At 61.8% G+C, this 25,005-nt stretch carries 32 protein-coding genes; 22 read left to right on the top strand and 10 right to left on the bottom strand.

The features are described from left to right. Positions 1–29: 29 nt before the first annotated feature. From FAZ69_RS22785 to FAZ69_RS22750, 8 genes are all read right to left on the bottom strand, one after another. On the bottom strand, positions 30–383 hold the full coding sequence (locus FAZ69_RS22785) for a helix-turn-helix domain-containing protein (protein WP_240702427.1): 354 nt from the start codon (positions 381–383) through the stop codon (positions 30–32). Continuing rightward, a complete protein-coding gene (locus tag FAZ69_RS22780; protein WP_206171232.1) occupies positions 380–1,297 on the bottom strand; it encodes a hypothetical protein in 918 nt (305 codons plus the stop codon). The genes FAZ69_RS22785 and FAZ69_RS22780 overlap by 4 nt, the downstream gene beginning before the upstream one ends. Beyond that, the gene (locus FAZ69_RS22775) at positions 1,294–1,740 is read right to left on the bottom strand and encodes a hypothetical protein (protein ID WP_240702426.1); all 447 of its coding nucleotides are present in this window, start codon (positions 1,738–1,740) and stop codon (positions 1,294–1,296) included. Before FAZ69_RS22775 ends, FAZ69_RS22780 begins: the two co-directional genes overlap by 4 nt. Next, positions 1,737–3,260 carry a ParB/RepB/Spo0J family partition protein gene (locus FAZ69_RS22770; RefSeq protein ID WP_136897363.1) on the bottom strand — a complete coding sequence of 508 codons (1,524 nt, stop codon included), beginning with the start codon at positions 3,258–3,260 and terminating at the stop codon, positions 1,737–1,739. Before FAZ69_RS22770 ends, FAZ69_RS22775 begins: the two co-directional genes overlap by 4 nt. Then, positions 3,260–3,709, bottom strand: coding sequence for an ACP synthase (locus FAZ69_RS22765; protein ID WP_136897362.1), 450 nt, complete (start codon positions 3,707–3,709; stop codon positions 3,260–3,262). Before FAZ69_RS22765 ends, FAZ69_RS22770 begins: the two co-directional genes overlap by 1 nt. Continuing rightward, positions 3,706–4,305 carry a hypothetical protein gene (locus tag FAZ69_RS22760; protein WP_136897361.1) on the bottom strand — a complete coding sequence of 200 codons (600 nt, stop codon included), beginning with the start codon at positions 4,303–4,305 and terminating at the stop codon, positions 3,706–3,708. The genes FAZ69_RS22765 and FAZ69_RS22760 overlap by 4 nt, the downstream gene beginning before the upstream one ends. Next, positions 4,302–4,658, bottom strand: coding sequence for a beta-hexosaminidase (locus FAZ69_RS22755; protein ID WP_136897360.1), 357 nt, complete (start codon positions 4,656–4,658; stop codon positions 4,302–4,304). Before FAZ69_RS22755 ends, FAZ69_RS22760 begins: the two co-directional genes overlap by 4 nt. Positions 4,659–4,885: 227 nt before the next feature. Beyond that, positions 4,886–5,248, bottom strand: a complete 363-nt coding sequence (locus FAZ69_RS22750) for a hypothetical protein (RefSeq protein WP_136897359.1) — start codon at positions 5,246–5,248, stop codon at positions 4,886–4,888. A gap of 748 nt (positions 5,249–5,996) precedes the next feature. On the opposite strand from FAZ69_RS22750, the gene FAZ69_RS34470 reads away from it, so the two are divergent. Continuing rightward, positions 5,997–6,395, top strand: coding sequence for a LysR family transcriptional regulator (locus tag FAZ69_RS34470; protein ID WP_136897358.1), 399 nt, complete (start codon positions 5,997–5,999; stop codon positions 6,393–6,395). A gap of 27 nt (positions 6,396–6,422) precedes the next feature. Here the strand turns inward: FAZ69_RS34470 and FAZ69_RS33375 are convergent, their stop codons facing one another. Then, positions 6,423–6,983: a helix-turn-helix domain-containing protein gene (locus FAZ69_RS33375; RefSeq protein ID WP_169708730.1), complete on the bottom strand. Its 561-nt coding sequence runs from the start codon at positions 6,981–6,983 to the stop codon at positions 6,423–6,425. Between FAZ69_RS33375 and FAZ69_RS22735 the strand changes: the two genes are divergently transcribed. Further along, positions 6,927–7,217: a transcriptional regulator gene (locus FAZ69_RS22735; RefSeq protein WP_136897356.1), complete on the top strand. Its 291-nt coding sequence runs from the start codon at positions 6,927–6,929 to the stop codon at positions 7,215–7,217. The genes FAZ69_RS33375 and FAZ69_RS22735 overlap by 57 nt on opposite strands. 7 nt (positions 7,218–7,224) lie before the next feature. Here the strand turns inward: FAZ69_RS22735 and FAZ69_RS22730 are convergent, their stop codons facing one another. Next, complete coding sequence (locus tag FAZ69_RS22730; RefSeq protein ID WP_136897355.1) at positions 7,225–7,473, bottom strand: hypothetical protein; 249 nt, start codon at positions 7,471–7,473, stop codon at positions 7,225–7,227. 254 nt (positions 7,474–7,727) lie between these two features. On the opposite strand from FAZ69_RS22730, the gene FAZ69_RS22725 reads away from it, so the two are divergent. The 20 genes from FAZ69_RS22725 to FAZ69_RS22630 all read left to right on the top strand — a co-directional run bounded on the left by FAZ69_RS22725 (position 7,728) and on the right by FAZ69_RS22630 (position 25,001). Continuing rightward, a complete protein-coding gene (locus tag FAZ69_RS22725; protein ID WP_136897354.1) occupies positions 7,728–8,255 on the top strand; it encodes a phage regulatory CII family protein in 528 nt (175 codons plus the stop codon). Between the two features lies 1 nt (position 8,256). Continuing rightward, on the top strand, positions 8,257–8,640 hold the full coding sequence (locus tag FAZ69_RS22720) for a hypothetical protein (RefSeq protein ID WP_136897353.1): 384 nt from the start codon (positions 8,257–8,259) through the stop codon (positions 8,638–8,640). A gap of 158 nt (positions 8,641–8,798) precedes the next feature. Beyond that, positions 8,799–11,297 (top strand): virulence-associated E family protein, encoded by a 2,499-nt coding sequence (locus tag FAZ69_RS22715; RefSeq protein ID WP_136897352.1) that lies wholly within the window; start codon positions 8,799–8,801, stop codon positions 11,295–11,297. Between the two features lie 214 nt (positions 11,298–11,511). After that, a complete protein-coding gene (locus FAZ69_RS22710; protein ID WP_136897351.1) occupies positions 11,512–12,099 on the top strand; it encodes a DnaJ-like cysteine-rich domain-containing protein in 588 nt (195 codons plus the stop codon). A 784-nt stretch (positions 12,100–12,883) separates the two neighbouring features. Next, positions 12,884–13,453 (top strand): MarR family transcriptional regulator, encoded by a 570-nt coding sequence (locus FAZ69_RS33370; RefSeq protein WP_169708734.1) that lies wholly within the window; start codon positions 12,884–12,886, stop codon positions 13,451–13,453. Continuing rightward, the gene (locus tag FAZ69_RS22700) at positions 13,338–15,404 is read left to right on the top strand and encodes a phage terminase large subunit family protein (protein ID WP_369407761.1); all 2,067 of its coding nucleotides are present in this window, start codon (positions 13,338–13,340) and stop codon (positions 15,402–15,404) included. The genes FAZ69_RS33370 and FAZ69_RS22700 overlap by 116 nt, the downstream gene beginning before the upstream one ends. Before the next feature lie 13 nt (positions 15,405–15,417). Next, entirely contained in the window at positions 15,418–15,624 is a 207-nt protein-coding gene (locus FAZ69_RS22695) for a phage head-tail joining protein (protein ID WP_136897348.1), read from the top strand. Then, on the top strand, positions 15,621–17,114 hold the full coding sequence (locus FAZ69_RS22690) for a phage portal protein (protein WP_136897347.1): 1,494 nt from the start codon (positions 15,621–15,623) through the stop codon (positions 17,112–17,114). Before FAZ69_RS22695 ends, FAZ69_RS22690 begins: the two co-directional genes overlap by 4 nt. Next, positions 17,104–18,198, top strand: coding sequence for a head maturation protease, ClpP-related (locus tag FAZ69_RS22685; RefSeq protein ID WP_136897346.1), 1,095 nt, complete (start codon positions 17,104–17,106; stop codon positions 18,196–18,198). The genes FAZ69_RS22690 and FAZ69_RS22685 overlap by 11 nt, the downstream gene beginning before the upstream one ends. 12 nt (positions 18,199–18,210) lie before the next feature. After that, positions 18,211–18,555: a head decoration protein gene (locus FAZ69_RS22680; protein WP_136897345.1), complete on the top strand. Its 345-nt coding sequence runs from the start codon at positions 18,211–18,213 to the stop codon at positions 18,553–18,555. Between the two features lie 70 nt (positions 18,556–18,625). Then, positions 18,626–19,621 (top strand): major capsid protein, encoded by a 996-nt coding sequence (locus FAZ69_RS22675; protein ID WP_136897344.1) that lies wholly within the window; start codon positions 18,626–18,628, stop codon positions 19,619–19,621. A gap of 1 nt (position 19,622) precedes the next feature. Continuing rightward, positions 19,623–19,913 carry a head-tail joining protein gene (locus tag FAZ69_RS22670; protein WP_136897343.1) on the top strand — a complete coding sequence of 97 codons (291 nt, stop codon included), beginning with the start codon at positions 19,623–19,625 and terminating at the stop codon, positions 19,911–19,913. Between the two features lie 5 nt (positions 19,914–19,918). Beyond that, positions 19,919–20,446 carry a phage tail protein gene (locus FAZ69_RS22665; RefSeq protein WP_136897342.1) on the top strand — a complete coding sequence of 176 codons (528 nt, stop codon included), beginning with the start codon at positions 19,919–19,921 and terminating at the stop codon, positions 20,444–20,446. Then, a complete protein-coding gene (locus FAZ69_RS22660) occupies positions 20,439–20,966 on the top strand; it encodes a hypothetical protein (RefSeq protein ID WP_136897341.1) in 528 nt (175 codons plus the stop codon). The genes FAZ69_RS22665 and FAZ69_RS22660 overlap by 8 nt, the downstream gene beginning before the upstream one ends. Beyond that, entirely contained in the window at positions 20,963–21,640 is a 678-nt protein-coding gene (locus FAZ69_RS22655; RefSeq protein WP_136897340.1) for a phage baseplate assembly protein V, read from the top strand. Before FAZ69_RS22660 ends, FAZ69_RS22655 begins: the two co-directional genes overlap by 4 nt. 63 nt (positions 21,641–21,703) lie before the next feature. Then, positions 21,704–21,910 (top strand): hypothetical protein, encoded by a 207-nt coding sequence (locus FAZ69_RS22650; RefSeq protein WP_136897339.1) that lies wholly within the window; start codon positions 21,704–21,706, stop codon positions 21,908–21,910. Beyond that, the gene (locus FAZ69_RS22645) at positions 21,907–22,251 is read left to right on the top strand and encodes a GPW/gp25 family protein (RefSeq protein WP_136897338.1); all 345 of its coding nucleotides are present in this window, start codon (positions 21,907–21,909) and stop codon (positions 22,249–22,251) included. Before FAZ69_RS22650 ends, FAZ69_RS22645 begins: the two co-directional genes overlap by 4 nt. Next, positions 22,248–23,141, top strand: coding sequence for a baseplate assembly protein (locus FAZ69_RS22640; protein ID WP_136897337.1), 894 nt, complete (start codon positions 22,248–22,250; stop codon positions 23,139–23,141). Before FAZ69_RS22645 ends, FAZ69_RS22640 begins: the two co-directional genes overlap by 4 nt. Then, positions 23,134–23,700 (top strand): phage tail protein I, encoded by a 567-nt coding sequence (locus FAZ69_RS22635; protein WP_169708738.1) that lies wholly within the window; start codon positions 23,134–23,136, stop codon positions 23,698–23,700. The genes FAZ69_RS22640 and FAZ69_RS22635 overlap by 8 nt, the downstream gene beginning before the upstream one ends. Continuing rightward, on the top strand, positions 23,697–25,001 hold the full coding sequence (locus tag FAZ69_RS22630) for a phage tail protein (RefSeq protein WP_136897335.1): 1,305 nt from the start codon (positions 23,697–23,699) through the stop codon (positions 24,999–25,001). The genes FAZ69_RS22635 and FAZ69_RS22630 overlap by 4 nt, the downstream gene beginning before the upstream one ends. The last annotated feature ends 4 nt before the right edge of the window (positions 25,002–25,005 follow it).

Here is a 25,005-nt window from a genome sequence, read left to right as displayed (position 1 = left end):
GCCCGCCCGTCAGTGGGCGGGCAGAGATGTCACGCGGCCTGCGCGGCCGGTGTGTTGGCGGGAAGGTCTGGCAGGCGGGGTAGTGCGCGGGCGGTACGGCCGGGCTTGCGCGTCGTAGCCGGCTGGAGTTGGCGCTGAATCGCGGCATGAGTGCGGCGGTCCGTTTCCTCGTGGTCGGGGTTCGTGCGTCCCTCAAGGCGCTCAAGTGTCTGTTTCTGCGCCTGCTCACGCAGGAAGGCGACGACGTCATCCTCGAGGAACACCCAGGCGCGGCCAATGCGTGCGCCGACAATATCCCCCTGCTGCGCCAGCTTCATCGCTGTCGTCCGATCCACCTTCAGGAAGTCTGCGCACTCTTGTAAGTCGAACGTTCTCATGGTCATTCTTGATCCGGGTCTTCGTAATCAGGACAGCCTGCGGCGACGTACCAGGACGCCTTCTCGATCTTTTTGCGTGCCTCGCGGATGATGCGTTGGTTGATGTTCCACGCACCTTGGTCGATCACAGCTTCGATGTGGGTCGAGACCAATTCGTCGAGATACTGAGGCGGGAGTGCGTCCAACTCCCAGCTTGACTCTCCGAATTCGCGCAAATATGCGCTGAAGCGGGAGTCGGTGGACTTTGCCGGGTTCTCGGGCGGCTTCAGCTCCTCGACCTGCTGAATATTCAGCGCGATCCGCTTCAGGTCGAACGTATGGCCCCCGAACATCCTCAATCGCTCGACCAGGTCGCGAGTCATATCGATGCCGCTCGGGTCGTGATCGCCCAAATGCAGGACTAGACCGCTTTGCCCCTCGCGCATTGCTGGCAGAACGTCGTCGATCGCGAACTCGCGCAGAACCGTCGACGAGGGATAGCCGCGCGCGGCGAGGAGCGGCGTGTCGTATCGATGACATACACGCTCCAGCACGCCGACCAACGCTTCCTTCTCGACGATCACGAATACGCGGCGCGATTGTCCAATCCACATGTCTTGGTGGTATTGCTCGGCACACGCATCGATGATCGACGTCGGCGATGTCCAGCGACTGCGCCGGATGAAAGAGCGTGTGCGATCTTCAAGCATGTCCCAGTCGACCAGTCCTGCAAGCTTGGCGTCGTTGATAATCGCGGCTGCTCGCTTGTACTCCTGTAGGTTGTTCGGGATGATGTCGCGCGCGACGAGCTGGTAGTACAGCTGGCGTGTGGTCAGCACGTATCCCTGCGTCTCGTATTCGTCGACGATCTCATTGATCGTTTCGATGAGTGCAAGCGTGTCGGCGCGAAAACGCTTCTCTTGATAGCACTGCTTGGTCATGACTGTTCCCCGGTGATGTTTGCGCATAGCGCACGGCCGAGTTGCATCAGGCCTGTCTCTAGCGTGATGCCGGCGGTTGCAGCCCAAGTGCGTGCATCCTGCGCGGCTTTGTGGCGAGCGAATGAGCCGATCTCGTCGGCCATCAGGTCAAGCAGTTCGATGTCGGCCGCGTGCGAAACGTCTGCGATCAGTGCGCTGATCTCGATGCGAAGGGCATCAAGTCGCGCGAGCTTGCCTCGGCGGGCATCCGCCGAGGCTTCGTTCTTGCGCCGCGTGAGCGGCGCTTCGTCTCTCTGGACCGTTTTTGCAGGCGTTAGCCCGCCATAGTCCGACTGCATCGAAGTACCGTTGATGCTTGCCAGTGCGGTAGCCGCGCGCTTCTTCGCGTGTTCCCGCTTTCGCGGCAGCGGACGTGGGGTAGAAGAGGCCGGGCGCGAGGTCAATTTGCGGCTCCTTTCGGGAACGGCCATGCGGGGGCTAGGTGCAGGCCGGGCTTTGCTGATGGCGTCGGAAATGCGGAATCCAGCAAAGCGCGGCTCGACGCGATTCGACGCTTGTCCTCGATGGACGCCAACACGCCGGTCAGGTCGGGGCGCTGCCCTTGGGTCGTGGCTGTTGCAAATTCGGGTGTCCAGTCCGGGTCGGGCATGTCGCAGATCTCATTCGCCCAAGCGAGAATCCGCTGGAAGGAGGCCTGTTCCGATTTCGTCCTGCCGAGGCCGGGGCGTTCGATCGTTTTGATGAGTCGCGCGGCGCCCGAGCGAATGGCTTGAACGCGCGTCCATACTGCAAGCGTTTGCGGTGATACTTTCAGAGCGTCGCTCGCAAAGCTGGTGCCGGTGTTGTACTCGATTGAATAAATCCACGCGCCGGGAGCAGGTTGTGCGATGCGAATGTATGCCAGCGGTCCCTTGATCTTGCCAGCCCGCGCAGGGCCGTGCAGGATCTCGACCGGCTCGCACACACCGTTTTCGTTCGGCTCCGTGATGGACCAGACCTTTCCGGCGGGCGTGCCGTCAAGCAGATCGGTAAGGGGCATTAGCGCACTGTGAACCGCCTCGATGGTGGGTCGAGACAGATACCCGAAACCGCCGTCGTGCAGAACGGCCTGCAGCGCCTGCAAAAGTTGCTTTGCCTGCTTCTCGCTGATCTTGGCGGGCGAGGGTGCAATTGTGCGCGTAGGCGCTTGCGCTGGTGCCAGTGCCTCCACAGCAGCGTCCGCGGCCGTCGATGGTGCGGGTGCTGCATCGAGGTGCTTCTTCGTCACGCGGGCTTTGCCGGCCGCTGCGGCCTTTGCGGCGCCTTTCTGCAATCGATCGAGTGCCTTATCTGACCCGTGCTCGCGGATCTGTTCGATTGCGAGCGTGCCGGCGACCGCGCCGTCGCGAACCATCTGATGCAGTTCCGCCGGTGCGCGTTCAAGCAGACCGACGTCGCGAACGGTTTGGTCCGTGACGTTCAGGCGCTTGCAGATCGCCGCGATTGTCATGCCGTGAATGTCCCGCAGTTCGGCAATGACGGCGGCCAGCTCAAGCGGTGACGACCGTTTGCTTTCGTTGCTGAGGTAGCCGTCGATCACCATATCGGCACGGTTGACCTTCTTGGCGTCGAGTACGACGCACGGGATCTTGCCGAGATTCTTTTCCGCCTCGATCGCGTTACCGGCAGCGAGGTAGCGGTGCTGACCCTTGTAGACGTAGATGAGATCTTTCCCGCCGACCTTGCGGATATAGCAGTGCAGCGGCTGGCTTTTGTCGTAGCCGTTCGCGAGCATCAGGCCGGTGAGGTGTGTCACCCATTCGGGATCGACCGGCCGGATGTTGTCTCGCGGGTCATAGTGGAGCTGGTCATACGGCACCATCCACAAGTCAGCGGATGTTGCGCCCGCTGCGGCTGCGGCTGCCTTCGTATTCCCTGTCGGGATCGGTGCGGTCAGGTCGAGCGGTTGCGTGAAGTCGTCCATTACGCGGCCTCCTGCGGTTGCAAACCTCGGGCGAGTTCAGTCGAGCAGTCGAGCAGCAAACGAGACTGCGTTTTCGGACGGCGCAGCAGGAGGTTCGCGTGCCGTTGTGCAGGATCGATGCGCTCAGCGATCCAGCCGAGGGCCAGAAGCACGCGAACGGCGCGATCGGACGTTTCGCTGAAAATCCCGGTGTCAAGGCGAAGAGCCCATTTCGCCCGGCCGTACGGCCCATATTGGTCGGGGGCGCGGCAATCTTGGAGCCGCATCGAGAATTCTCCGACTGCGACGAACAAACCTTTCTCTGCGAGCAGCGCAAGGTCGCGCTCGATTGCGCGAATATGCTTTTCGGCGCGTTTCAGTTCGGCGAGACGGCGGGCGTGGGCTTCGTTCGCGTATGTGACGATCTCGTTGTAGGACGTCGGGTGCTTGTATGGCCTCAGGCGCTTCATACGGTCCTCCTGCGCTGGGTCAGTTGTTCTAGGCGAGCGACTTCGAGGTCGATGCTCTGCCGGTACAGGCGCAGGAATCGCAGCGTGCGAACGGCGGATTCCTGCAGGCAATCGGGCGTTATCTCCAGCGGATAAAGGTGCGGGAACGAGACGGCGACGTGACTGGCTCCGGATTGGGTCACAAGCGGATGGAACTCAGGACGCGTTTGCATTGAACCGGCTGCGGCCACTGTGCGTGACGATCGGCGTGGCAAGAACACGTTTTCGGTTGCGCTGGTGTACGAGCCATCCGCTTGCTTGCACGGAATCGGCAGTGGCGGAGCCGAGTCCGATCCTGGCAACCAGTACACGAAGCGGAGGTCGTGCGGGCGGGGCTGTCGGCGGAGCAATCCTCCACGGGCGAGCTTATCGATGTGCTGCGCCGCCGAGTCCGGCATGTCAGGAAAGTGCGCTTTGCATATCTCGTCGGAAGTCATCGCGTGCGTGGCGCAGCGGAACACGTCAAGGATGCGCATCGCTAGGTCTGCGCGCTGGCTGGCGGTCAGATCGACGAACGGATTGAACGGCCGCTGTGCGTTGGAACTGGTCGGCGTCATGCAGCCTCCCGAATGGTCAGTGCGCGGCGCTGGCGCGGTTTCTTCGCATTGACGATTGCCTTGGTTGCGGCCGCTTCGGCCGCATTTTTGGCGTTGTGCAGGCGCTTGATCGCATCGGCACAGTCGGCTTCGCTCGGATACGAGATTTGAGCGCCGGCAATCTCGGCGCCGTCGAAGATCAGATAGAGCGTGTGAACGCTATTTGCGAGAGGTCGTCGCGCAACGGTGTGCTTGCCGACGATCACGGGAGTAATAGGACGTCTAGCATCCCGGTCGTATCGGATGATTGTCCGCAGGTGAAGGGTGTGGCGATGTTTCATTTCGGTATGCGAAATTTCGTAGATTTGGAGCATGTTGCTTACTCGGTATCCTTAGCCGCGAGATGGTCGCAGTCCGGGATGGGGGGCGGTAAGCGGGCAACGTTTCTTCCTGGTCTCCACTCGGTTGGTCACATAAACGCGAAGAGCGGGAAGAACTGCGACCGTACGCCCGCCGATCTTGCGCATGCGGCATTCTTGAGCAAGCTCGAACTCAGTAACTTGGATGCGTTTGGTCATTGGTTGCCCGGACGATTGATCGATCAGGCGGTGATGTGTCTCCGAGCTGGCTCGGGGAGCGGTCGCTCATCGAGGACGTTTGCCACGATGACGATCAAGGCTGCGGCGAGCACGCTCTTGAAGAGAAGGGAGCGCTCAAAGTTACTTTGATAGGGTTTGGGCACGCTCGATGGCCGTTGTTGTTCGCGAAGCCATTCGTGGCGTGCCTCCGCATTTGCGTCGATATTTCGCGCCGGAATCTTCGGCTGTGGCATGAAGTCGACGGTATCGCCGTTTGCCTTGGTCCGAGATGCCTCGACTGCGTCGGTGCGGGTTACATATTCGCGGCGCAAAGAGTTATCGACCGATTGCGCGGCATGCGAACGTAAAGCGAGATGCCTATCCATAGCTACTCCTGTCATGTCGCGGCCCCTTGGGCGGGCTTGCATCAGGAGTCGCGACAGACCGAATTTAGGCAATGCCTACGGTGTTGTCAAGGCATTGCCTAAAATTAAGTAGGCAACCTCTATGAAGTGCTTATCCCGGTAAGACGCGGGCACATAGTTCGGCGAGGGTGTGAGCAAGAGCCCGTAGGGCTCGATATGGGTAGATGGCGTAGAGTCCCGATATGTCGACGTGGTCGGTGCCATCGGCGCAAGAGCGGATCGAGATGTCACCTCGGGGCGCGCTTGCTAACAGCTGGGTTGTTCGTCGTCCACGCGTTGCGTTGGCGTTGAGCGATGTAGGCAACTTTCGGTACGAATCCAAGCAAACGACATTTACCGCGTGACCGGTCTCCGCGAGTTTGTCTGGGGCACCCGATGTTTGGCTTTCCGTGCCCGGCTGATCGGGGGCTTGTGCGTTATCAGCATTGCGCAAGTCAAGTTCCTTTCTCCTCAATGTATTTTCCTCCCTGCTACGTGGTGTGACGCGGTAGGCCGCGTTGCGGCCTTCCTCCGAAGACGGGAGCGCTTAGTGCACCGTCCGGTTTAATTTCTCAAAGATTTTTGGACCTGGGAATGCAGGAGTTGGCGGTCTAGTGCGTGTCAGTAGCCGACGTTTTTGAGATATTCGAACCGCATTAAGCAAGATAAGATTGTTCTTAATTTCATTCCAAATGGATGAAAAATTTAAGACTTTCGGGAATGCGCGTTCATGATTGGATCGGCAGGGCGGAAGAGGGTGGGGCAAAAGGTCGCGTCCCCAGACGAGTTAAATTGGGACCTGCTTAGACGGTATGGGCAGGTCACGAGGCATCGGAGCTATAGCGAAGCCGCACGAGCGATTGGTGTGCAGCGGTCGACGGTCGGGCAGTGGGTGTTGGAACTCGAAGCCGAGTTCGGATGTAAATTGATTCATCGACATCCAGGTGGCCCCGAATTCGCCCTTACCCCGGACGGCGCGGCGTTGCGCCGCTGGCTGGTCGTCGCAGAGGCGCACTTGTCAAGATTACTTGGGGGGCAATCCGAAAACGATATCAAGCAGGACGACTGGCGTTACGTCGAGGATGCGCTTGTCTTGTTGAGTCACGCAAATAGGCGACGTCAGCGATAGCTAATAGGACAGGCACCTCGCGGCATGTCAAGTTTTGCGCTTGACATCATGCGGCGACGGCGTACCTACCGTGAAACTAATTTTTGTCTGGGATGCGTGCTTGGGTTGAGTGCTACCGAGTAGCAGTTCAAGCGCTTGCGCAATCCGTTCGATCTCGTCGTCGCTGCGCCCCTCCAGAATGCTTGCGATGCGCACGAGATGCCGTGGCAAACCCGGCTGCTCGATTGAGGTATCAGGTTCTTCGCCTGTTAACCACCAATTGACTGAGTGTCCAAAAACTTCAACGAGTCGTGGCAGATGTTTCTTCGCGACTCGCCCGAAATTCATCCAGTCATAGACCGACGGTGCCTTTACACCGAACAGTGCCGCTACGTCGCCAGCGCTCATGTTGCGCGTCTCCATCTCCGCGCGGAGCCGGTCGCCGATATGTTGACTTATGTGGGGGGTGTGTTGCATCGGGGCATTAGGCAACGCCGAATAATTTTCGGCAATGCCTTTACAAATCCATAGGCTTTGCCTAATATTCGCCATATGGAACATTTCCCTCCGATCAAAAAAGCATGCGAGCTGGCGGGCGGTGTCACTCACTTCGCTAAGGCTATTGGTGTCAGGCCGTCAACAGCTCATGAGTGGCTGACTGGGCGACGGCCTGTTCCGACGCGGCGTTGCGTCCAGATCGAGGCCAAGTACTGCTCGCCCGAGGTTACGCGACGCACGCTTCGCCCGTCAGACTGGTTTGAGCACTGGCCCGAACTGATTTTCTCTTCAAGCTCGATTTGCCAATCCGATCTTGGATCTCAGCCTAAAAAGGGGGGCGCATGACAAGGTCTCAATCCCGGAATCGGCTACACATCGCGTCGTGCATCTCGCGAATCTCGTCCACCTGCACATCCGCACCGTCGGTCCCGTCCGCCGTAGCTCCAATGAGCGAGGCGCACTCCGTTCGGAAATATTGAAGCGCATCTTCCCGCGTGTCGGTAGGTAGCGCACGCAACAGTGCCGAACACAGACCGAAGAGGGTGTTGATCTGCGCTTCTTGCTGCGCGATTCGGTGTTCGAGTAGCACGATTTCATCCACGGATACGTCCTCACATGTACGGGTCACAAACGTTTTGTCGGAGTTTGCATTGTGTAAATAGATTAGTTCTACATCTCATTAACAGCATAACTATTGGGGAAATTCTAATCGCAAAAAGTGTTTCGCTACAGGATGAAAACTACCGCCACCCAAAAGCCCGATATGACCAGCGAAGACGCTAGGTCGTGAGGCGTTGCTGTGACTGTCGACTCTGGCGAGCACTGATTGAGTTCAAGTTACTTTGGGGAGACTTAATGACCTGCCGATATAACAGTACCGAATGGCTGGACGTGCTCTATACGTCCGTCCGCAACACGCCGGGCGGCGTTGCCGATGCAGCTAACTATCTGACGGTCCGGAGAGACAAGCAAATTACACCGGAGTCTCTGCGATTGCGGTTGCGCGGCGTGGGCGACAGCAGGTTATCGATGGAGATGTTCGAGCTGTTGATCGAATGGATGCAGGAAAAGATCGATAGCGAGAGCTACGCGCTTGACGCATTACACGCGTTGAACGCTCGGTTCGGGCTGGTGGCGGAGCTCATTGATGATCGCGCCGAGGATGAGTTGCACGAACCCGGGGCGATGAGGCTTATATCGACGACGCTCAAACTTCAGACGCACGTCGGCATCGTTGCTGATGACGTGACGCGCGCGTTGGATGATTCGCGAATCGATGACCAGGAGGCGGAGCGCATCATCGCGACCGGGCGCAAGGGGCAGCGGCTGTTCCAGCGCTTGATTCACGCGGCCCGGAATCTCGCAACGCGCCGGCGTCGCTGACATGCTGAGGTTCAAGACCGTCATGAGATGTTGCCGTACGGAGCGCGAAGCGGTTGGTCTTTGCTGTTCGTACGAGCAACGGCTCGCGTGCGCAACAACAGCACTTGCATACCGTCTTGAGCACGCACCTGGCGACGTTGGGCGCTTTCTGTCCGATCTCATTTCCGCTTTTCCTGATCGCCTTGCCTTGCTGCTCGCAGAAGCGATGCGAGCGGAGCGGACGCGTTTGTTTGTCGAGCGTGCTGCGCGGTTGTGTGCAGCGCTTTCGACGAAAGCGGAGCGACATGCATTTCGCGATCAATTTTCCGACCAACTTTGCGCGGACGATCTTGCCGCATTCGACGATCTCATGGCGTCCGAGTGGCGGCGTCTGCGTGGGAAATAACGGGAGACCAAAGTGACTTTAACGAGCGTAAGTACCGCGTTGAGACGCCGTCATTCGACGGTGCGTCGATTGACGGTTGGGCTCAATGTGTACGGAGCTGGCCGTGCTGCGTGGCGTTCGATCCTGCGCAAGCGTGACCTCGAAAGGAGAATGGCCGCATGTCAACGCTAGACCAGATTCGCGCGCAGCTCGTGGCAGCGGGGCATCCGGAGTTGCCCGCTGGACATCCTCGCCCGAATGGCAAGCATCACCGCTATGGGCCGCGCAAGAAATACTGGTATCAGCTGCGCGAGATTTTTAGCAAAGGCGTAGTCATCGGCTACACGGGCACGTATGGGCATTTCTCGGGGGATGACCCCGGCACTGAGCGGTTCCAGTGGAATGGTGAACGTCCAAGCGATGACGTGCTCGCCGAGACGCTACGTCGTCAGGAAGCGGCGGAGCGCGAGGAGGCAGAGCGGGCCGCACGTGCAGCTCGAATGGCGGCTAATCGTGCGCGGGGTCAATGGGGAAGCGCGAGCGAGCAGGGCACGTCGGAATACCTGGAGCGTAAGCAGATCACGCCGGAGGGTGTCCGGTTCGAGGCGGACGGAACGATGTTCGTTCCAATGTTCCAGTACTGCGATGGCGCTCGCCTCGTCGGCCTGCAGAAGATCACACCCGATGGCGCGAAGCGTTTCAACAAAGGCATGGAGAAGAAGGGCGCAGCGTATCTGCTCGGTGATGTCGGCTCAGATGACCAAGTCGTGCTTGTCGGTGAAGGCTACGCGACCGGACGATCGATCCGGATGGGTACGAGCGAAGCGTTTGCATTTGGCGTCTGTTTTGACGCCAGCGGTATCTTGCCGATGGTGCGCTATCTGCGCTCCGCATATCCCGATGTTCATGTGCTGATATGTGCCGACGATGACTGGAAGATTGAGCCGCGCATGCGCGACTGGCTCGCCGAGGAGTTCGCATTCAAGGGCGATCTGGTCTATGAAGCACCGCCCGTCCGGATCGAGGCGAAGAACACGTGGTACATGGTCGCAGCGCACAAGCGTATCGACGAGAACGGCGTCGTGTACGTCGAGGTGACGTACGGCAATGACGTGATGCCGCAGCGCCGGAAGCGATTCGAGAACACGGGGCTGAAACGGGCGCACGAAGCGGCAGCAGTCGTCGACGGAGTCAGCGTCGTGCATCCGATGTTCGCGAATCGCGGGGAGCGCAAGCTGACCGACTTCAACGACCTGCACGTCGAGGAGGGGATTGCAGCCGTCGAGCGACAGATCCAGTCGGCAATCTTGGCTGTCCTCGCGCCAGCGAGCGAGGAAATCCGGCCGGCTGCGATCGACGTTCCTGCCGAGCGGCCCGCGCCGGCCGCAACGTCCGCTGCCGCAGGAGATGATCCGTGGCACGGCCACGAAGCGGAGAACGGTGCGTACACGTGGGAGCGGGATCTCGCGCGGTCCGACAAGGGTACGCTGCTGCCGACGCTCGGCAACGTCCACCTGATCCTGTCGAATCACAAGGCTTGGCGGGGCATCATCGCGCAGGACGACTTCGCGGGGCGCGTCGTCAAGCGTAAGGCGCCGCCGTTCCCGCAGGGTGCCGCGGGCGAATGGACGGACATGGACGACTATCGCTGCACGCTCTGGTTATCGCAGAAGTATGCGGTCTCGGTGCGGCCGGACATTGTCATGAGCGCCGTGCTGCTTGTTGCCGACGCGACCCACTTTCACGACGTGCGGGAGTATCTGAACGGTCTCGAATGGGACGGCGTCGAGCGCGTACGGATGATGCCATGGACATACCTGCACGTCGACGACAGCGAGTATGTACAACTCGCCTTCATGAAGTGGATGATCGCGGCCGTCGCGCGCGTCGTCGAGCCGGGCTGCAAGGTCGACAACGTGCTGATCCTCGAAGGCCGGCAGGGCTGGCGGAAATCGACCGCGCTGAAGGTTCTCGCGGGCAAGCAATGGTTCACCGACACGCCGATCCAGATCGGCAACAAAGACACGTACGCGGTCATGGCCGGGAAGTGGATCATCGAGCTGGCCGAACTGGACTCGCTTAACAAGACCGACTCGTCTGCCGCGAAGAGCTTCTTCGCAACCGAGACGGATCGATTCCGAAACTTCTACGGCAAGCGTGCGACGGACGTCCATCGTCAATGCGTGTTCGCCGGCTCGGTCAACTTCGATGCTTACCTGAAAGACGAATCGGGCAACCGACGTTACTGGCCGTTGCGCTGCGGCGGGCTTGTTGACATTGACGGCATCGCGCGCGTGCGGGATCAGCTTTGGGCTGAGGCCGTGCACCTGTACCGCGAGGGTGTCGTATGGCACGTAACCGAGGCCGAGCGGCCGTTGTTTGAGGTTGAGCAGGCCGAGCGCTACGAAGGCGATGTGTACGAGGATGTGATCGGGAAGGCGCTCGACTACGCGCACCGGACGACGATGGAGGAGATCCTGCGCGATGTCCTGAAGCTCGATTCGTCGAAATGGACGCTGCCCGAGCAACGCCGCATCGGCAAGGCTTTGAAGTCCCTCGGTTGGGTGCGCAAGCGGGAGTCGACCGGTTCTCGCGGCTGGTACTACATGCGCGAGGAGCGGGAGCCGGAAGCTGAGCGCGTACTGGTTGCGGCGGGGGATGACGATAGTCCGCTGTGATGTATTGGCGCGCTGTGTCGGCATTTTCGGCGCGCTGCTGCGCCAGCCTTGGCGCGCTGCGGACGTCCCAATGTCCCAACGTCTCAAGGCGCCGCTTCGTGTGCGGGTGCGAGCGCGCGACATGCGCGACGTGAGCGGCGCATGTCGCAGGCGCGCGCGCCTGCAAGCCTTTTCCTTTGGGACATTGGGACATTAGGACGTTAAGGAGAGAGTCATGATCGATTTGATGGAGCGGGCAGGAGTTGCAATGAACGTTCGCGGTCAGTTCGCCGACCCGATTGCCGATCCGAAAGTTACTTTGGGCGCACTGGCCTTTGCAAACGATCTCGGTCGGTTGCTGGTCCGGATCAAGGCGGGGCAGGACGCCACGCGAGCGACGATTCACCGGGCTACGTTGCTGTTGGCGCAGATGATCCGGACGTCAGGCCGGTTCAAGCGTGGTCGATTCACGGGCTTGAAGCGCGACGAACGCCGAGATCAGCGCGCGGGATACGAAATCGAGCGCGCGAAGGTCGACATCGTCGAGCGCTTCGCGTTCGTCTTGCTGGACGAGTGGATCAACGATCAATGTGTGCGTTGCGAAGGGCGCGGTGTCGTGCGTCGGGATGGTCGATACATCTGCCCGGATTGCTCTGGCTCGGGTAAGCGTCCGATTGACGAAGCAGTACGTGCGCATGCGCTCGGCATTCCGCTCGTCGAATATCGACGGCACTGGGTGCGTCGTTACCACGATATGCACGCGCTGCTCGATCATGTGAATGGATCGGTGTCCGATACAATGCGCCGACAGTTAAGAGAATGAAATGACTTCCATTCCAATAGCGGATCGCTTAAACTGCTCACATCCTTTACCGTATCACTGGATATTCGCTGGCACCGCGCGTTAGTCGTGCAAACCTCTCGGGACATAAGAATACATAGTGGAGCCCGTTAGGTCGTGTGGGGGTGTTCGTCCCTACAAAATAAATTCGAAGCCCTGGGTGCGGAAGCTCTCAGGGCTTTTTGCATTGGGGTGATTTAAAAGGCAGAGGCTCTTGTCACGATCGGTTGCGATGTTGAGCCGAGCTACACGGTTTCATCTCCAATGCGCCTTTGTAACAAGTCGCCACTGAATAGGTCCGAGCCCTGGGTTGTGTGGATGATGACCCTGTGGAGGAAGTGGGTTGCCAAGGGTTGACACGACGCTACCGCCGCATACTTCGCACCGATATATCCCTGAGTGCGGGGTTTGGGCGCCTGGGTGATGAATTGTGTCGAATTCTTGACCTTGCTCCTGGGTCAGGAAATTCCCGTACTTGTAGTAGGCCATAGTGGTCTCCTTAACGACTTAATTCGTTCGATGCTCGTAACTGAGGAAACGACACGTCGTTTATGCAACGACAATACATCTTAGGAATACGTTGTCCTCGTTTCAATGTCATTTGCAGGAAGCACGCGCATTTCGGAAGCAAATCGCATTCGGCATGATTCGCATGCATCGGGCGTTGCCAATTCGATCGGCTGGGGACCCTACAGCCGGCCCGACGCGCGGGGGCTCGTACCCGCGTCTTTTCTCTACTGGCGAGCGACCATAGGGGGTCATATTCATGCCCACTCAACAACAGATCGCCGAGCATCTCGACCTTGACCAGTCCGCCGTTTCGCGGTTCGTAGACAAGGTTCGGCTCGACTACAAAGCGGTGTCGATGGACGAGGTGCGTATCGAGTACATCCGGCACTTGCGCGAGATCGCGGCGGGCCGCGCGAGCGAGACCGGCATCGATCTCGTTGCCGAGCGTGCGATGACCGAACGCGTCGATCGCGAAATCAAGCTGCTGACGTTGGCCGAGAGGAAGGGGCAGCTCGTCAACGCAGCGCAACTCGAACAGGCGTACGGCCAGATGGTCGGCGCATTTCAAACGGAATTGCTAGCGCTGCCCGACAAGCTGGTGCAGGAGCTACGCACGCTATACGGCGTCGAGGTCGACGTCGAATGGTTGAACGAGCATGTCTATGGATGCCTTCAGCAGCTTTCTGAATACGACGCAGACGGTCCGGGCGGTGATTCACCGGATCGCGCAGCTTCTGCATCCGCCCGAGCGGATCGGGACGACGGAATGGGCGCGCAAGCATCGGCGGATGAGCGCGAAGGCGACGGCGGCGCCGGGCCGCTATAACCCGAACATCACGCCGTGGGTGTTCGGCATGCACGATGCGCTCGACGATCCGACCGTGCAGAAGGTCGTGTGTATGAAGTCGGCGCAGGTCGCGTGGACGGACGGCGTGCTGCTGAACTACATCGGCAAGCGGATCGACGTCGACCCGTGTCCGATGATCGTCATGTTCGCGAAAGAGAAGTCGGCGAAGAAGTTCAACATCGAGAAATTCGAGCCAATGGTCGAGGTAACGCCTCGCCTGTCGGCGATATTGCCCGTGCATGCTGCGCGCGACAAGAACAACCTGTGGGATCACAAAACGTTCCCGCGCGGCTTTCTGAAGTTCATCACGTCGAACGCACCGGACGACGTGAAGTCGACACCGGCCCCGGTCGTCGCGGTCGAAGAGCCGGATGACGCGAACACGAACGTGCGCGAGCAGGGCGATTCGATCACGCTGCTGGAGGAGCGGAACAAGAGCTATTCGGACAGCCGGCGCAAAGTCATTTTCGGGGGCACGCCGACCGTCGATGGTTTCTCGCGCATTCAGCAGGCGTACCTGACATCGGATCAGCGTATCTATCTGGTTCCGTGCCCCGATTGTGCCGACGAGCATGAGCTGGCGTGGGAGAACGTGACCTGGAGCGAGGACGCAGAGGTTGCGCACGAGGTGTTCGGCCGGGCGCGGCCGGATTCGGCCCGCTATACGTGCCCACATTGCGGCTCGTTGTGGGACGACTCGGCGCGCGTGCGTGCGGTCCGGCACGGTCGATGGGTTGCGACGGCGTCGTTTCACGGCGTCGCCGGCTTCCGGTTGAATGAGCTGGTGTCGCCGTTCCCCGGCTCGCGCATGGCGGAGCTGGTCAAGAAGTGGCTGACAGCCGAGAAGGCGCTGCGCGAGGGCGACGACACGAAGATGCGTTCGTTCGTGAACAACTCGCAGGGGCGGCCGTACAAGTACAAGAGCGATCTGCCTGAACTGGACGTGCTGGCCGAACGTGCGATGCCGTATGCCGCGTTCATGGTGCCGGCCGGCGGTTTGTTGCTGACGCTCGGTGTCGACGTGCAGCACGACCGGCTCGCGATCATCCTGCGTGCGTGGGGACGCGGCGAGGAAAGCTGGCTCGTTGCGTGGGACGAGATCCACGGCAATGTGCTGCATCAGGAGGCCGACGCGCTGTCGGGCGGCGTATGGGGCGCGTTGACCGCGTTGGTGACACATGGCTACCGGCACGAGACCGGCGGCATGTTGCGTGTTCGGGCGACGTCGATCGACTCGTCGGACGGCTCGACGTCGGACGCCGTATACAAATATGTGCGGGCTGCGCAGCGGGCCGGGCTGAACGTGCTGGCGATCAAGGGCAGCACGGAGGTCAATGCGGAGATTTTCAGCGTACCGAAGGCGTCGGTCGATTCGACGCGCAACAACAGCAAGGCAGCAAAGTACGGTCTGCGCCCGTACATGGTTGGGGTCAGCAAGGCAAAAGACCTGATCCTCGACAACCGGCTCAAGCTCGACGGCGACGGACCGGGGCGCATGCACTGGTACGTCGGTGTGCGTTCCGACTATCTCGCGCAGGTGACGGCGGAGGTCAAGGTGCCGGGCCGGATTGGCACGAAACGCGTCTGGCAGAAGAAGGCGGGCGGCCGTAACGAAGCGCTCGACTGCGAGGTCTACGCGCTGCACGCGGCGCGTAGCGTCAAAACGCACTTGATGACCGAGGCGCACTGGCGCGTCGAGCAGGTGCGCGTGTCGCAGGCGTCGCTGTTCGAAGCTGTCCCGATACTCGAAGCGCTGCCGTTAGCGTTGCCGGTCGACACGTTGCCGGCTGTGCAGACGGATGTCGATCCACCGCCGACGACCGAGCCGGTGCAGCCGGGCGCGAAACCAATTGGAACCCCGCCCCCGAGCGGGGTTTCGCGCATTCAGGGCCGGCGAGTCGGACGCTCGACGTACCTGAAGCGCCGCTAAACGAGGGAATCGCATGGCATACACAAAACAGGATCTGGAGCGCATCCAGTCGGCGATCGCGAAGGGCGAGATGGAGGTGCAGTACGCCGATCGTCGCGTGCGGTATCGCTCGATCGACGAACTGCGGGCGGCGCAGACTGAGGTCATTCGTGCGCTCGACGGCGCGAGCGGCCGTTCGCGCATGGTGCGCTTGCGACATGCAGGAAAGGGAATGCGATGAGCCGAACCTATCCGATGCTGTCGCAGCGCGGCTTCGTCGTGCCGACGCGGCTGAAAGCAGCGGCATACGAGTCGGCGAGCACCGGCGGGGCGCGGGCGAAATCGTGGAAAGTGTCGGGCGCGGGGCCGAATACAGCGGCGGTGCAGAACCTGCCGCTGCTTCGGCACCGTGCGCGCGATGCGATCCGGAACGACCCGTGGGCGAAGACCGCGATCGCGCGACTCGTCTCCAACACGATCGGCTCGGGCATTCAGGCGCATCCGCAGCATCCCGAAGACGCAACGCGTAAGCGCCAAAAGCAACTTTGGGACGAAAGCGGCGAGGAGATCGACGCGGACGGCCTGTTCGACCTGGCCGGACTTCAAACGCTGGCCGCGCGGGCGTTTTTCAGCGACGGCGAAGTGCTGGTGCGGCGTCGACTGCGCGGCCGACGTGATGGCCTGGCCGTGCCGATGCAGGTGCAGCTCCTCGAAGGCGATCTGTTGCCGGTCTGTAAGAACGGGCCGGTGCCCGGTGGCGAGATCGTCAACGGCGTTGAATTCGACGACAAGGGCCGGCGCGTTGCGTATCACCTGCTGCGTCGACATCCGGGCGAGTACAACCGCGCGGGCGTTGACAGCACGCAGACGGTGCGCGTGCCCGCCGACGAGATCGCGCACGTGTTTCTTGCGCTGCGGCCCGGTCAGGTGCGCGGCGTCCCGGAGCTGTCGACCGTGCTGCTGCGGCTGCATTCGCTCGACAACTTCGACGATGCCGTGCTGTTCCGGCAGGAGGTCAGCAACCTGTTTGCGGGATTCATCGTGAAGCCTCACGCCGAGCTGGGGCCGCTCGGCGATCCGGTCACGGGCGGGCCGATCGAGACCGATGTCGACGGCTTCTCGCCGGTCGTGTCACTCGAACCCGGCGGCATGCAGGAGCTGGCGCCGGGCGAAGACGTGAGGTTCGCTGCCCCGCCGGGCGCGGGGAACGACTATGCGCCGTTTATGCGGCAGCAACTGATGGCGGCAGCGGCTTCGGTCGGCATGCCGTACGAAGTGTTGACCGGCGACCTGCGTGATGTCAGCGACCGCGTGCTGCGCGTGATCCTGAACGAATTTCGCCGCTCGGTCGAGCAGCTGCAGTGGAACGTGTTCATCCATCAGTTCTGCCGTCCGGTATGGCGCTGGTGGGTCGACGCCTGCGTGCTGTCGGGTGCGATGCCAATGCCGAATTACTACCGAACGCGTCGTGACTACCTGCGGGTTCGGTGGGTGCCACAGGGCTGGCCGTACATCCATCCGGTGCAGGACGTTACGGCGAAACGGATGGAGATCCGGGCAGGGCTGGCGAGCCGCACGGGTGCGGTGCTGGCCCGAGGCGACGATCCGGAACAGGTGGACGCCGAGAGTGCGGCGGATCAAGCGCGCGAGCAGCGGCTCGGGCTTCGCTATGACACACAGGTGCCGGCCGACAGCGGGCCGGATACGACGGGAGGGCAAAGTGAAACGTAATCGAAAGTGGTGGGATATCCGTGCGCAGGAGAACGCGGAGGGGGGCAAGGTGGCCGAGATCCGGATTTACAGCGAGATCGGCTTTTGGGGCGTCGACGCCGAGCGATTCATTGCGCAGCTCGACGCGGCGGCGGCTGATGCGTCGTCGATCGTCGTCGCGATCAACTCGATGGGCGGCGACGTGTTCGACGCCTTCACCATCTACAACGCGCTGCGGCGTTATAAAGGCAAGGTGAAGGGGCGTGTCGACGGGATTGCGGCGTCGGCCGCGTCGCTGGTGCTGATGGCATGCGACGAGATCGAGATGCCGGAAAACGCGATGCTGATGATCCACCATCCGCACACGATCGCGGCGGGCGAGGCCGACGACTTCCGGCGCATCGCGGACCTGCTCGACAACGCCAGTGCCGGCATTCTCGCGGCGTACGTCAATCGCAGCGGCCTGTCGGAAGACGAGGTGCGCGCGATGATGGACTCGGAAACGTGGCTGACGGCGGCGCAGGCGAAGGAGAAGGGCTTCTGCGACACGATCGAGGCAGCCGTAAAGCTCGCCGCGTCGGCGGGCGCAGCGCCGCTGCTCGCGCGCTTCTCGTCCGTGCCCGATGTTGTCCAGGCGGCGATCGATGCGGCCGGCGATGCGCCGCCGGAGCCCGAGCTGCCGGCTTCGCCCCCCGAACCGTCGACGCCGCCCGCGCCCATTGTGCCCGACGTCGGGGCGCTCGCTACGCACGTGTTCAACACGTTGCGCGAAGCAAACCTGAGCGACTGCGCCGAGGGTGTCATTGCCGTGACGGGCCTGCGTGATCGCGACACGGTTGACCGCGCGATCCAGAGTGCGACGGACATCGCGGGGATCTGCCTCGCGGCGAATCAGATGGATCTGGCCGCGCAGTTCGTGGCGAGCGGCTTGGCGCCGGATCAAGTGCGTGCACGGCTGTTCGACCGCCTGGCGGCGTCACAGCAGCCCGTGAACGGCCGGCCGGACCCGAAATCGACGCCGATTTTGCAGGCGAGTGGTCGCACGGTGCGGTCCTCGGACATCTACGCGGCCCGCCGCGTGGTCAATTCAACTTCTCAACGCTGAAAGGAGCGCTGAATGTCGAATATCAAGACGATGGGCACCTTGCCCGGCGAATTTCTGATTTCCGAAGGGCCGGGCGCGATCTCGCGCGATGCGGTCACGGTGGCGGCCGGCCCCGCACTAGTGGCTGGCACGCTGCTCGGCGCGACCGCGACGGGCGAGTACGCGCCGTACGACAACGCTGGCGAGGATGGCGCAGAGATCGCGGTCGGCATCCTGTACTCGTGGCTGCCCGAATCGGGTGTCGCGCGTCGCGGTGTTGCGATCATGCGTCTGGCCGAGGTCGACGGGCGATTGCTGACCGGGCTGGATGCCGCCGGTCGCGACGATCTCGCATCGCATCACATCGTCATCCGCTGATCGAAGCGGCCCCCCCCTTAATCCGAAGGCCGCGCCGAGATGCGCGGCCTTTTGCATTTCAGGAACAAAAATGGCAGACATCAACCTTTTCAACGACGACGCTTTCTCGCTGTCGTCGATGACCGCGGCGATCAACGAACAGGAATACGTGCCCGGCCGCATCAGCTCGACGGGAATGTTCGACGAGGAAGGCATCACGACGACGGTTGTGCAGATCGAGCGCGACGGCGACAAGCTGGCGCTCGTTGCAGCGGGGGAGCGCGGCACGCCTGCGCCGAACGTGGCTGGCAGCAAGCCGAACCTGATCCCGTTCAACACGGTGCACCTGCCGCAGCGCGCGTCGATCAAGGCCGACGAGATCCAGAATCTGCGCGCGTTCGGTTCGGATGGTGAGCTGGAAACGCTGCAGAACTATGTCAACCGTCGCCTGGCGAAGATGCGGCGCATGCTCGACGCCACGCACGAATATCACCGTCTCGGCGCGATTCGCGGCGTGATTTTCGATGCGGACGGCAAGCGCGTCGTCGCGAACCTGCGCGACAGCTTCGGCATCGAGCAGCAGGTCGTCGAATACGAGCTTTCGGGCGCGAAGACCGAGATTCGGATCAAGAACGAAGACACGCTCGAAGCGATCGAAGACGCGCTCGGCAATGTCCCTTTCACGGGTGCCCGCGCGTTTTGCGGCAGCAATTTCTGGCGCAAGCTGCTGACACTGCCGACCGTCAAGGAAACGTTCCTGAACACGGCGGCCGCCGCTGCGCTGCGCGGCGATCCGCGCGGTTCGATCGAACTGGACGGCATCGTGTTCGAGCGGTATCGCGGTGCAGTCGGCGGCGTCCCGTTCGTCGGTCCCGATGAGGCGTATGCGGTGCCAGAGGGCGTGCCGGATCTGTTCATTTCGCGCTTCGCACCGGGCGACTACACCGACGCCGTCAACACGATCGGCCTGCCGTACTATGCGCGGCAGGAACTGATGCCGTTCAACAAGGGCGTCGAGATCGAGGCGCAGTCGAATCCGATCCACCTCTGCACGCGTCCGCGCGCGTGCATCCGTCTGAAGGCGTGACATGGCTTTCCGGGATCTGATCGCGGACGTCGACGCTGCGGTGCTGCGCGACCTTGGCGACACGGGCACCACGATCGACGGCAAGCCTGTCGACGGGATGTTCGCGGCGCCTTGGCTCGGGCCGGATCTTGGCAGTCAGCGCACGCAGCTGGTAGCGCCCGTGTTTCATCTTCGCGACGGCGATGCGGGCGTCGTGCGGCAGGGCAGCATCCTGATCGCGAACGGCGAACGGTATCGCGTGCTTGAGGCGCATCCGGACGGGACAGGCTGGACGGTTCTCATTCTCCAGTAGGCCATATGGACAACATGCAGATCGAGATCGACATCAAGGAGGCGACTGCCGTTCTGCACGGGCTGCCGCCTTCCGCGATGCAGGCTGCGTGGCGGCGGACGTTGCGCAAGACGTCAGCGTGGATCAAGAGCCAGACCGCTAAAGAGGTCGGAGCGGCGACGAAAATCCCGCAGAAGGTGATTCGTCACCGCATTTATTTTTTCCTGCGCTCGTCAGATACCGGCAAGGTGTGGCTCGGCCTGAACCCGATCGAGGCGCATCGCCTCGGTAACGCGACCAGGACGCGCAAGGGGATGCGAGTCGGCCGCCAGTCGTTCGAGGGCGCGTGGCGGCAGTCGAAGCGAAATCCGCGCGGGCCGATCTACGAGCGTGTCGGCAAGGAACGCATGCCGTACCGGCTGGTGACGGTCGCATGGCAGCAGGCGGGCGACCCGGCATTCAGACGCGCTGCGAAGGCGTGCGAGGCCCGGCTGATGGTCATTCTCCGCCAGGAAGTGAACTACGAACTGCAGAAGGTGATGCGTCGTGCTTGAGAACCTGAAAGAGTTGCACGCCGCGATCGAGTGCGGGATGCGGGCGAAGCTGCCGAAGATGAGGCGGATCGAGGCATACCCGCGCCTGGGCCAGAAGATCGAGACGCCCCTGATCGCGATCGAACTGAGCGAGTTCGAACCCGGTCAAGACGATGGGACCGGCGGCGTTGCGCTGATCGCGCGCATGCAGGCGCGTGTCGTATTCGACCCGATCGACGAGGGGGCCGAGCTGGCCGTGCGCGAGGTCGCGGCGCGTGTCGCGATGGTGGTACACGCGAATACATGGGGGTTGCCGATTACGCCCGGCAAGGTTGTGCAGGTTGCGGAAGATCCGTTCCGGCCGCAGTTCGACACGTATTGCGTCTGGCTTGTCGAATGGACGCACGAATTCGGACTTGGGATCGAGCTGGACGAGATTCCGGACGGGCGGACGATCCTGTGGGGAGTCGCCCCGGACACCGGCCCCGGAAACGAGGGGCAGTATTGGGACTCGACGGATGCCGGGGGGGCAGAGGCATGATCGATTACGAGCTGGGCGAGATCGATCGCCGCATGGCTTGCCTGACGCAATCGGCAGTCGTCGAGGCGATCACGTACGACCCGCCGCGCGTGAAGGTGCGCGTGGGCGATTGGGTGAGTGATTGGTTCAAATGGCAGGCCGGCGCGGCCGGCAAGGTCAGGGTCTGGCGTCCGCCGTCGATCGACGAGGAAGTCGCGGTATGGGCTCCGTCCGGCGATCTCGCGAGCGCGTTCGTTGCACCGGGCTACTACACCGATCAACACGGTGGGGCCGGCCGGTCGAGTCCCGACGAGACGGCGACCGATTACCCAGATGGTGCGTCCGAAGTCTACGACCATGAGCGACACGAGTATCGCGTCGACGTTCCGGCCGGTGGCCGAATCCTGTTTCGGATTGGAGACACCGAGCTGGAACTGCGTGCGGACGGCGTGACCCTGCGCACGCAGCAACTGCTCGGGGACATCCCGGATTCGACTTTCACGGGCAACACGACGACCGAGAAGCGGTTGACGTTCAATGGCGGGATGCAGGGCAAGGGGGGCGACGGCGGTCCCGCTGTCCAGGTGGAAGGCGGCGCGCGTTACACGGACGACATCGAGATTGGCGGCAAGTCGTTCATCAAGCACTCGCACATGGAGCAGGGTGACGGTGCGCCCGTGTCCCCGCCGCTGTAATGCGCACATTCGCAAAGTTGCTTTGCCCCGCTTCGGCGGGGTTTTGTTTTTGAGGGAGTCACCATGACAAAAGACACTCCGCAGACCGTTAGCCGGCCCGCCCCGGCCCGTGCGACGTTTCTCGATACGCGGTTTCGTAGCCGCGTGATCGTGTTCCCGAGCGGCGACGTTCTGCACGTCCAGTCTGGCGAAGCGGTCGCGACGACCGCCGCGCAAATCGAATATCTCGATGCGCATCCGGACTTCAAGCGGCTCAAGGAGCGCGGATGAGCCGGTCCGGGACGCTCGTCGGCATGGACCGATGGACAGGTGCCCCGATCAGCGGCGTTGCCCATCTGAAACAAAGTCTCGGTGACATTCTCGGCACGCGCAAGGGTAGTCGCCGCGAGCTGCCCGAGTACGGTTCGGATCTTCCGCTGATGGTAGACCTTCCGATTACGCGAGGCTGGATATCAGCGGCCCAGGCGGAGGCCGCCCGCGCGATCGGCCGATGGGAGCCGCGAATCAAACTTGCTCAGGTCAAGGTGCTGTCGGTCATCGACGGTAGGGCAACGTTCGCGATTCGCGGGGAATACGACGGCACTGCCGTTGAAATCGAGGTGCCAACATGACGATCATCGATCTCGCTTCACTGGATCCTCCCGATCTCGTCGACGTGCTCGACTTCGAGGCTACGTTCCAGATGAAGCTGGAATTTTTCAAATCGATCTATCCCGATTGGACGGCGGCGCTGAAGTCGGATCCTGTGGTCAAGCTGATTGAGCTGGCGGCCTATGACGAGATCCGCGCTGCTGCGCGCGTCAACGATGCGGCCCGCGCAGTCATGCTCGCGTTCTCGACCGGGGCGGACCTGGAGCATCTGGCGGCGTTGCTGGACACTGAGCGCGCAGTGGTCGACCCTGGCGATCCGGAAGCCAATCCACCAGTCGAACGCCAGATGGAATCGGACGACCGGCTGAAGCTTCGGTCGCAGATGTCGATGGAGCGCGCGACTGTTGCGGGACCGTTCGCGGCATATCGCGCGTTGGCGATGGATGCGTCGGCCGACGTGCTCGATGTCGCCGTTGATCGACCCGAGGCGGGCACGGTGCGGCTCACGGTCATGTCTGCGAGAAACGATGGTGTCCCGGATCAGGCGCTGCTGGACGTTGTTCGCGTCAAGGTCTCGCCGGAGACGGTTCGTCCGCTCAACGATACGGTCTTGGTCGAGCCAGCAATCAAGGTCGAGTATGCGATCGACGCGCAGATCTATGTCGGAGGCGGGCCGGATCCGAGCATCGTGCTCGACGCTCGGCGAAAGGTGCTCGGCGGGGTGGTCGCGAAGTCTCGACGGCTTCGTGCAGGCATGCCGCGATCAGCTATCGAAGGGGCGCTGCACGCACCGGATAGCGGAGTCACGCGCATCGAGTTGCGTGTCCCTGTCGACAACATCGTTTGCGGCACGCGCGAGTTCGCGCACTGCACGGGCATCAATCTGGAGGTGAAGGTCGATGATGCATGAACCACTTCTACCGTCTAACCAGACACAACTAGAGGCGGCGCTCGCGCGCGTGATGCGACCGAGCGTCGGTCCCGAGATCTTGCGCGTGCTGTGGGACGCCGATCGATGCCCGACCGCATGGTTGCCGTGGCTCGCGTGGGCGTTCGCCGTCGATGGGTGGGAGCTGGCGGAATCCGAGGACGCGCGGCGTGCGCTGGTGAAGGGCTCGATGGCGCTTCACCGGAAGAAGGGTACGCCGTGGGCAGTGCGTGAGGTCATTCGCCGGTTGGGCTTTGGCGAGGTCACGATCATCGAAGGTCGCAGCGGTCGTCGACGTGATGGCTCGATCCTGCGCAACGGTGAACAACTGCACGGCAAGGCGAGTGCGTGGGCGGAATACATCGTGAAGCTTGGTGTGCCGATTACGCGCGATCAGGCAGACAAGCTCTGGCAGGCAATCGAGCGCTACGCGCCTGCGCGCAGCAAGTTGGCCGCACTCGACTATGCGGCCGTTCCGATTCGCCATAACCGCGTTGCGCGTCGAGACGGGCAATACACCAGAGGGAGCATTACAGTATGACGAACCTGATAGAGGCTGAGCGATGGGAAGACGGGGTCTATCAGCTTGAAACGTCGGACCCGGTAGTGGGTGGTCCGGACGGTATCGACAACCTGCAGGCGAAGCAACTCGCAAACCGCACGCGCTATTTGAAGAGGGCAATTGAGACCGGGCAAAGTGACTTGGAAGCGCACGTCGCGGCGGGCGACCCGCACCCCCAATATGCAACGCACGCGGATCTCGCGGAGAAGGTCGCCGCACTCGTTGCGCAGGCTCCCGAAACGCTCGACACCTTGAGCGAACTCGCGAAGGCACTCGGCAACGATCCAAGTTTCGCGACGACGATCACCAATGCGCTTGCGCTGAAGGCGGCGCTCGATTCGCCGGCGTTCGCGGGTACGCCGACGACACCGATGCCGCCCGTTGACGACGACAGCCTGATCGTGACGAACACCGCATGGGTGAAGGCGCAGAACTACCAGCCTGCGCTTGGTTTTACGCCCGTTCAGCAGGGGGGTGGAACAAATCAAGGCGATAACAAGGTCAAAATCGGATGGAGCCTCGACGGTTCCGGATTGAAATGCATGGTCGACGCGAACGACCTTGGGAACTTCGTGTTCGACGGCGCGGTGATCGGACAGATTGTGTTTGAGCCACGCACACAGGCGCGCGTGGGCTTCCTGAAGTGCAATGGCGCACTGATCAAGCGTACCGACTACCCAAAGCTTTGGGCCTATGCGCAGGCCAGCGGAGCGCTCGTTACCGATGCTGCATGGGCTGCGGGGAGCAACGGATGCTTTTCGCAGGGTAATGGTGCAACGACCTTTCGTTTGCCAGAGTTGCGCGGCGAATTTCTGCGTTGCTGGGACGATGGGCGCGGCGCGGATGCTTCGCGCGGGATTGGAACATGGCAAGGTAGTCAGAACGTGTTTCACGCACATGGCGCATCTTCTGGCGCAGCGGGCGCGCATGGGCATTCCGCGTGGACCGATACGCAGGGATGGCACGGCCATCACGGGGCAACTGCGGGCGCTGGCGCGCATAGCCACCAACTTGCCTACAACACCCCGCAACGCATGGGCGATGTCGATCGGGGCGGCAATAGCAGCGTGTTTTCGATCGATAACGAAGTACAACCGTGGACAAGCGTCGTCGGAGATCACGCGCACGTATTTGATACCGAAGGCGCAGGCAACCACGCTCACAACGTTGGAATCGGCGCTGTCGGCGACCATATCCACGCCATCACAGTGAACGGCGACGGCGGCAACGAAGCGCGCCCGCGCAACCTCGCATTACTGGCAATGATTCGCGCCTATTGAAAGG

Source organism: Trinickia terrae, from assembly GCF_005144415.1.
GTDB classification, from domain to species: Bacteria; Pseudomonadota; Gammaproteobacteria; order Burkholderiales; family Burkholderiaceae; genus Trinickia_A; species Trinickia_A terrae.
This window is presented reverse-complemented; position numbering and strand designations above follow the sequence as displayed.

Coding starts and splice junctions, on each gene's coding strand:
- FAZ69_RS22785 (WP_240702427.1), bottom strand. CDS start 383: ATGACCATGAGAACGTTCGACTTACAAGAGTGCGCAGACTTCCTGAAG.
- FAZ69_RS22780 (WP_206171232.1), bottom strand. CDS start 1,297: ATGACCAAGCAGTGCTATCAAGAGAAGCGTTTTCGCGCCGACACGCTT.
- FAZ69_RS22770 (WP_136897363.1), bottom strand. CDS start 3,260: ATGGACGACTTCACGCAACCGCTCGACCTGACCGCACCGATCCCGACA.
- FAZ69_RS22765 (WP_136897362.1), bottom strand. CDS start 3,709: ATGAAGCGCCTGAGGCCATACAAGCACCCGACGTCCTACAACGAGATC.
- FAZ69_RS22760 (WP_136897361.1), bottom strand. CDS start 4,305: ATGACGCCGACCAGTTCCAACGCACAGCGGCCGTTCAATCCGTTCGTC.
- FAZ69_RS22755 (WP_136897360.1), bottom strand. CDS start 4,658: ATGCTCCAAATCTACGAAATTTCGCATACCGAAATGAAACATCGCCAC.
- FAZ69_RS22750 (WP_136897359.1), bottom strand. CDS start 5,248: ATGGATAGGCATCTCGCTTTACGTTCGCATGCCGCGCAATCGGTCGAT.
- FAZ69_RS34470 (WP_136897358.1), top strand. CDS start 5,997: ATGATTGGATCGGCAGGGCGGAAGAGGGTGGGGCAAAAGGTCGCGTCC.
- FAZ69_RS22735 (WP_136897356.1), top strand. CDS start 6,927: ATGGAACATTTCCCTCCGATCAAAAAAGCATGCGAGCTGGCGGGCGGT.
- FAZ69_RS22725 (WP_136897354.1), top strand. CDS start 7,728: ATGACCTGCCGATATAACAGTACCGAATGGCTGGACGTGCTCTATACG.
- FAZ69_RS22720 (WP_136897353.1), top strand. CDS start 8,257: ATGCTGAGGTTCAAGACCGTCATGAGATGTTGCCGTACGGAGCGCGAA.
- FAZ69_RS22715 (WP_136897352.1), top strand. CDS start 8,799: ATGTCAACGCTAGACCAGATTCGCGCGCAGCTCGTGGCAGCGGGGCAT.
- FAZ69_RS22710 (WP_136897351.1), top strand. CDS start 11,512: ATGATCGATTTGATGGAGCGGGCAGGAGTTGCAATGAACGTTCGCGGT.
- FAZ69_RS33370 (WP_169708734.1), top strand. CDS start 12,884: ATGCCCACTCAACAACAGATCGCCGAGCATCTCGACCTTGACCAGTCC.
- FAZ69_RS22695 (WP_136897348.1), top strand. CDS start 15,418: ATGGCATACACAAAACAGGATCTGGAGCGCATCCAGTCGGCGATCGCG.
- FAZ69_RS22690 (WP_136897347.1), top strand. CDS start 15,621: ATGAGCCGAACCTATCCGATGCTGTCGCAGCGCGGCTTCGTCGTGCCG.
- FAZ69_RS22680 (WP_136897345.1), top strand. CDS start 18,211: ATGTCGAATATCAAGACGATGGGCACCTTGCCCGGCGAATTTCTGATT.
- FAZ69_RS22675 (WP_136897344.1), top strand. CDS start 18,626: ATGGCAGACATCAACCTTTTCAACGACGACGCTTTCTCGCTGTCGTCG.
- FAZ69_RS22670 (WP_136897343.1), top strand. CDS start 19,623: ATGGCTTTCCGGGATCTGATCGCGGACGTCGACGCTGCGGTGCTGCGC.
- FAZ69_RS22665 (WP_136897342.1), top strand. CDS start 19,919: ATGGACAACATGCAGATCGAGATCGACATCAAGGAGGCGACTGCCGTT.
- FAZ69_RS22655 (WP_136897340.1), top strand. CDS start 20,963: ATGATCGATTACGAGCTGGGCGAGATCGATCGCCGCATGGCTTGCCTG.
- FAZ69_RS22650 (WP_136897339.1), top strand. CDS start 21,704: ATGACAAAAGACACTCCGCAGACCGTTAGCCGGCCCGCCCCGGCCCGT.
- FAZ69_RS22645 (WP_136897338.1), top strand. CDS start 21,907: ATGAGCCGGTCCGGGACGCTCGTCGGCATGGACCGATGGACAGGTGCC.
- FAZ69_RS22640 (WP_136897337.1), top strand. CDS start 22,248: ATGACGATCATCGATCTCGCTTCACTGGATCCTCCCGATCTCGTCGAC.
- FAZ69_RS22635 (WP_169708738.1), top strand. CDS start 23,134: ATGCATGAACCACTTCTACCGTCTAACCAGACACAACTAGAGGCGGCG.
- FAZ69_RS22630 (WP_136897335.1), top strand. CDS start 23,697: ATGACGAACCTGATAGAGGCTGAGCGATGGGAAGACGGGGTCTATCAG.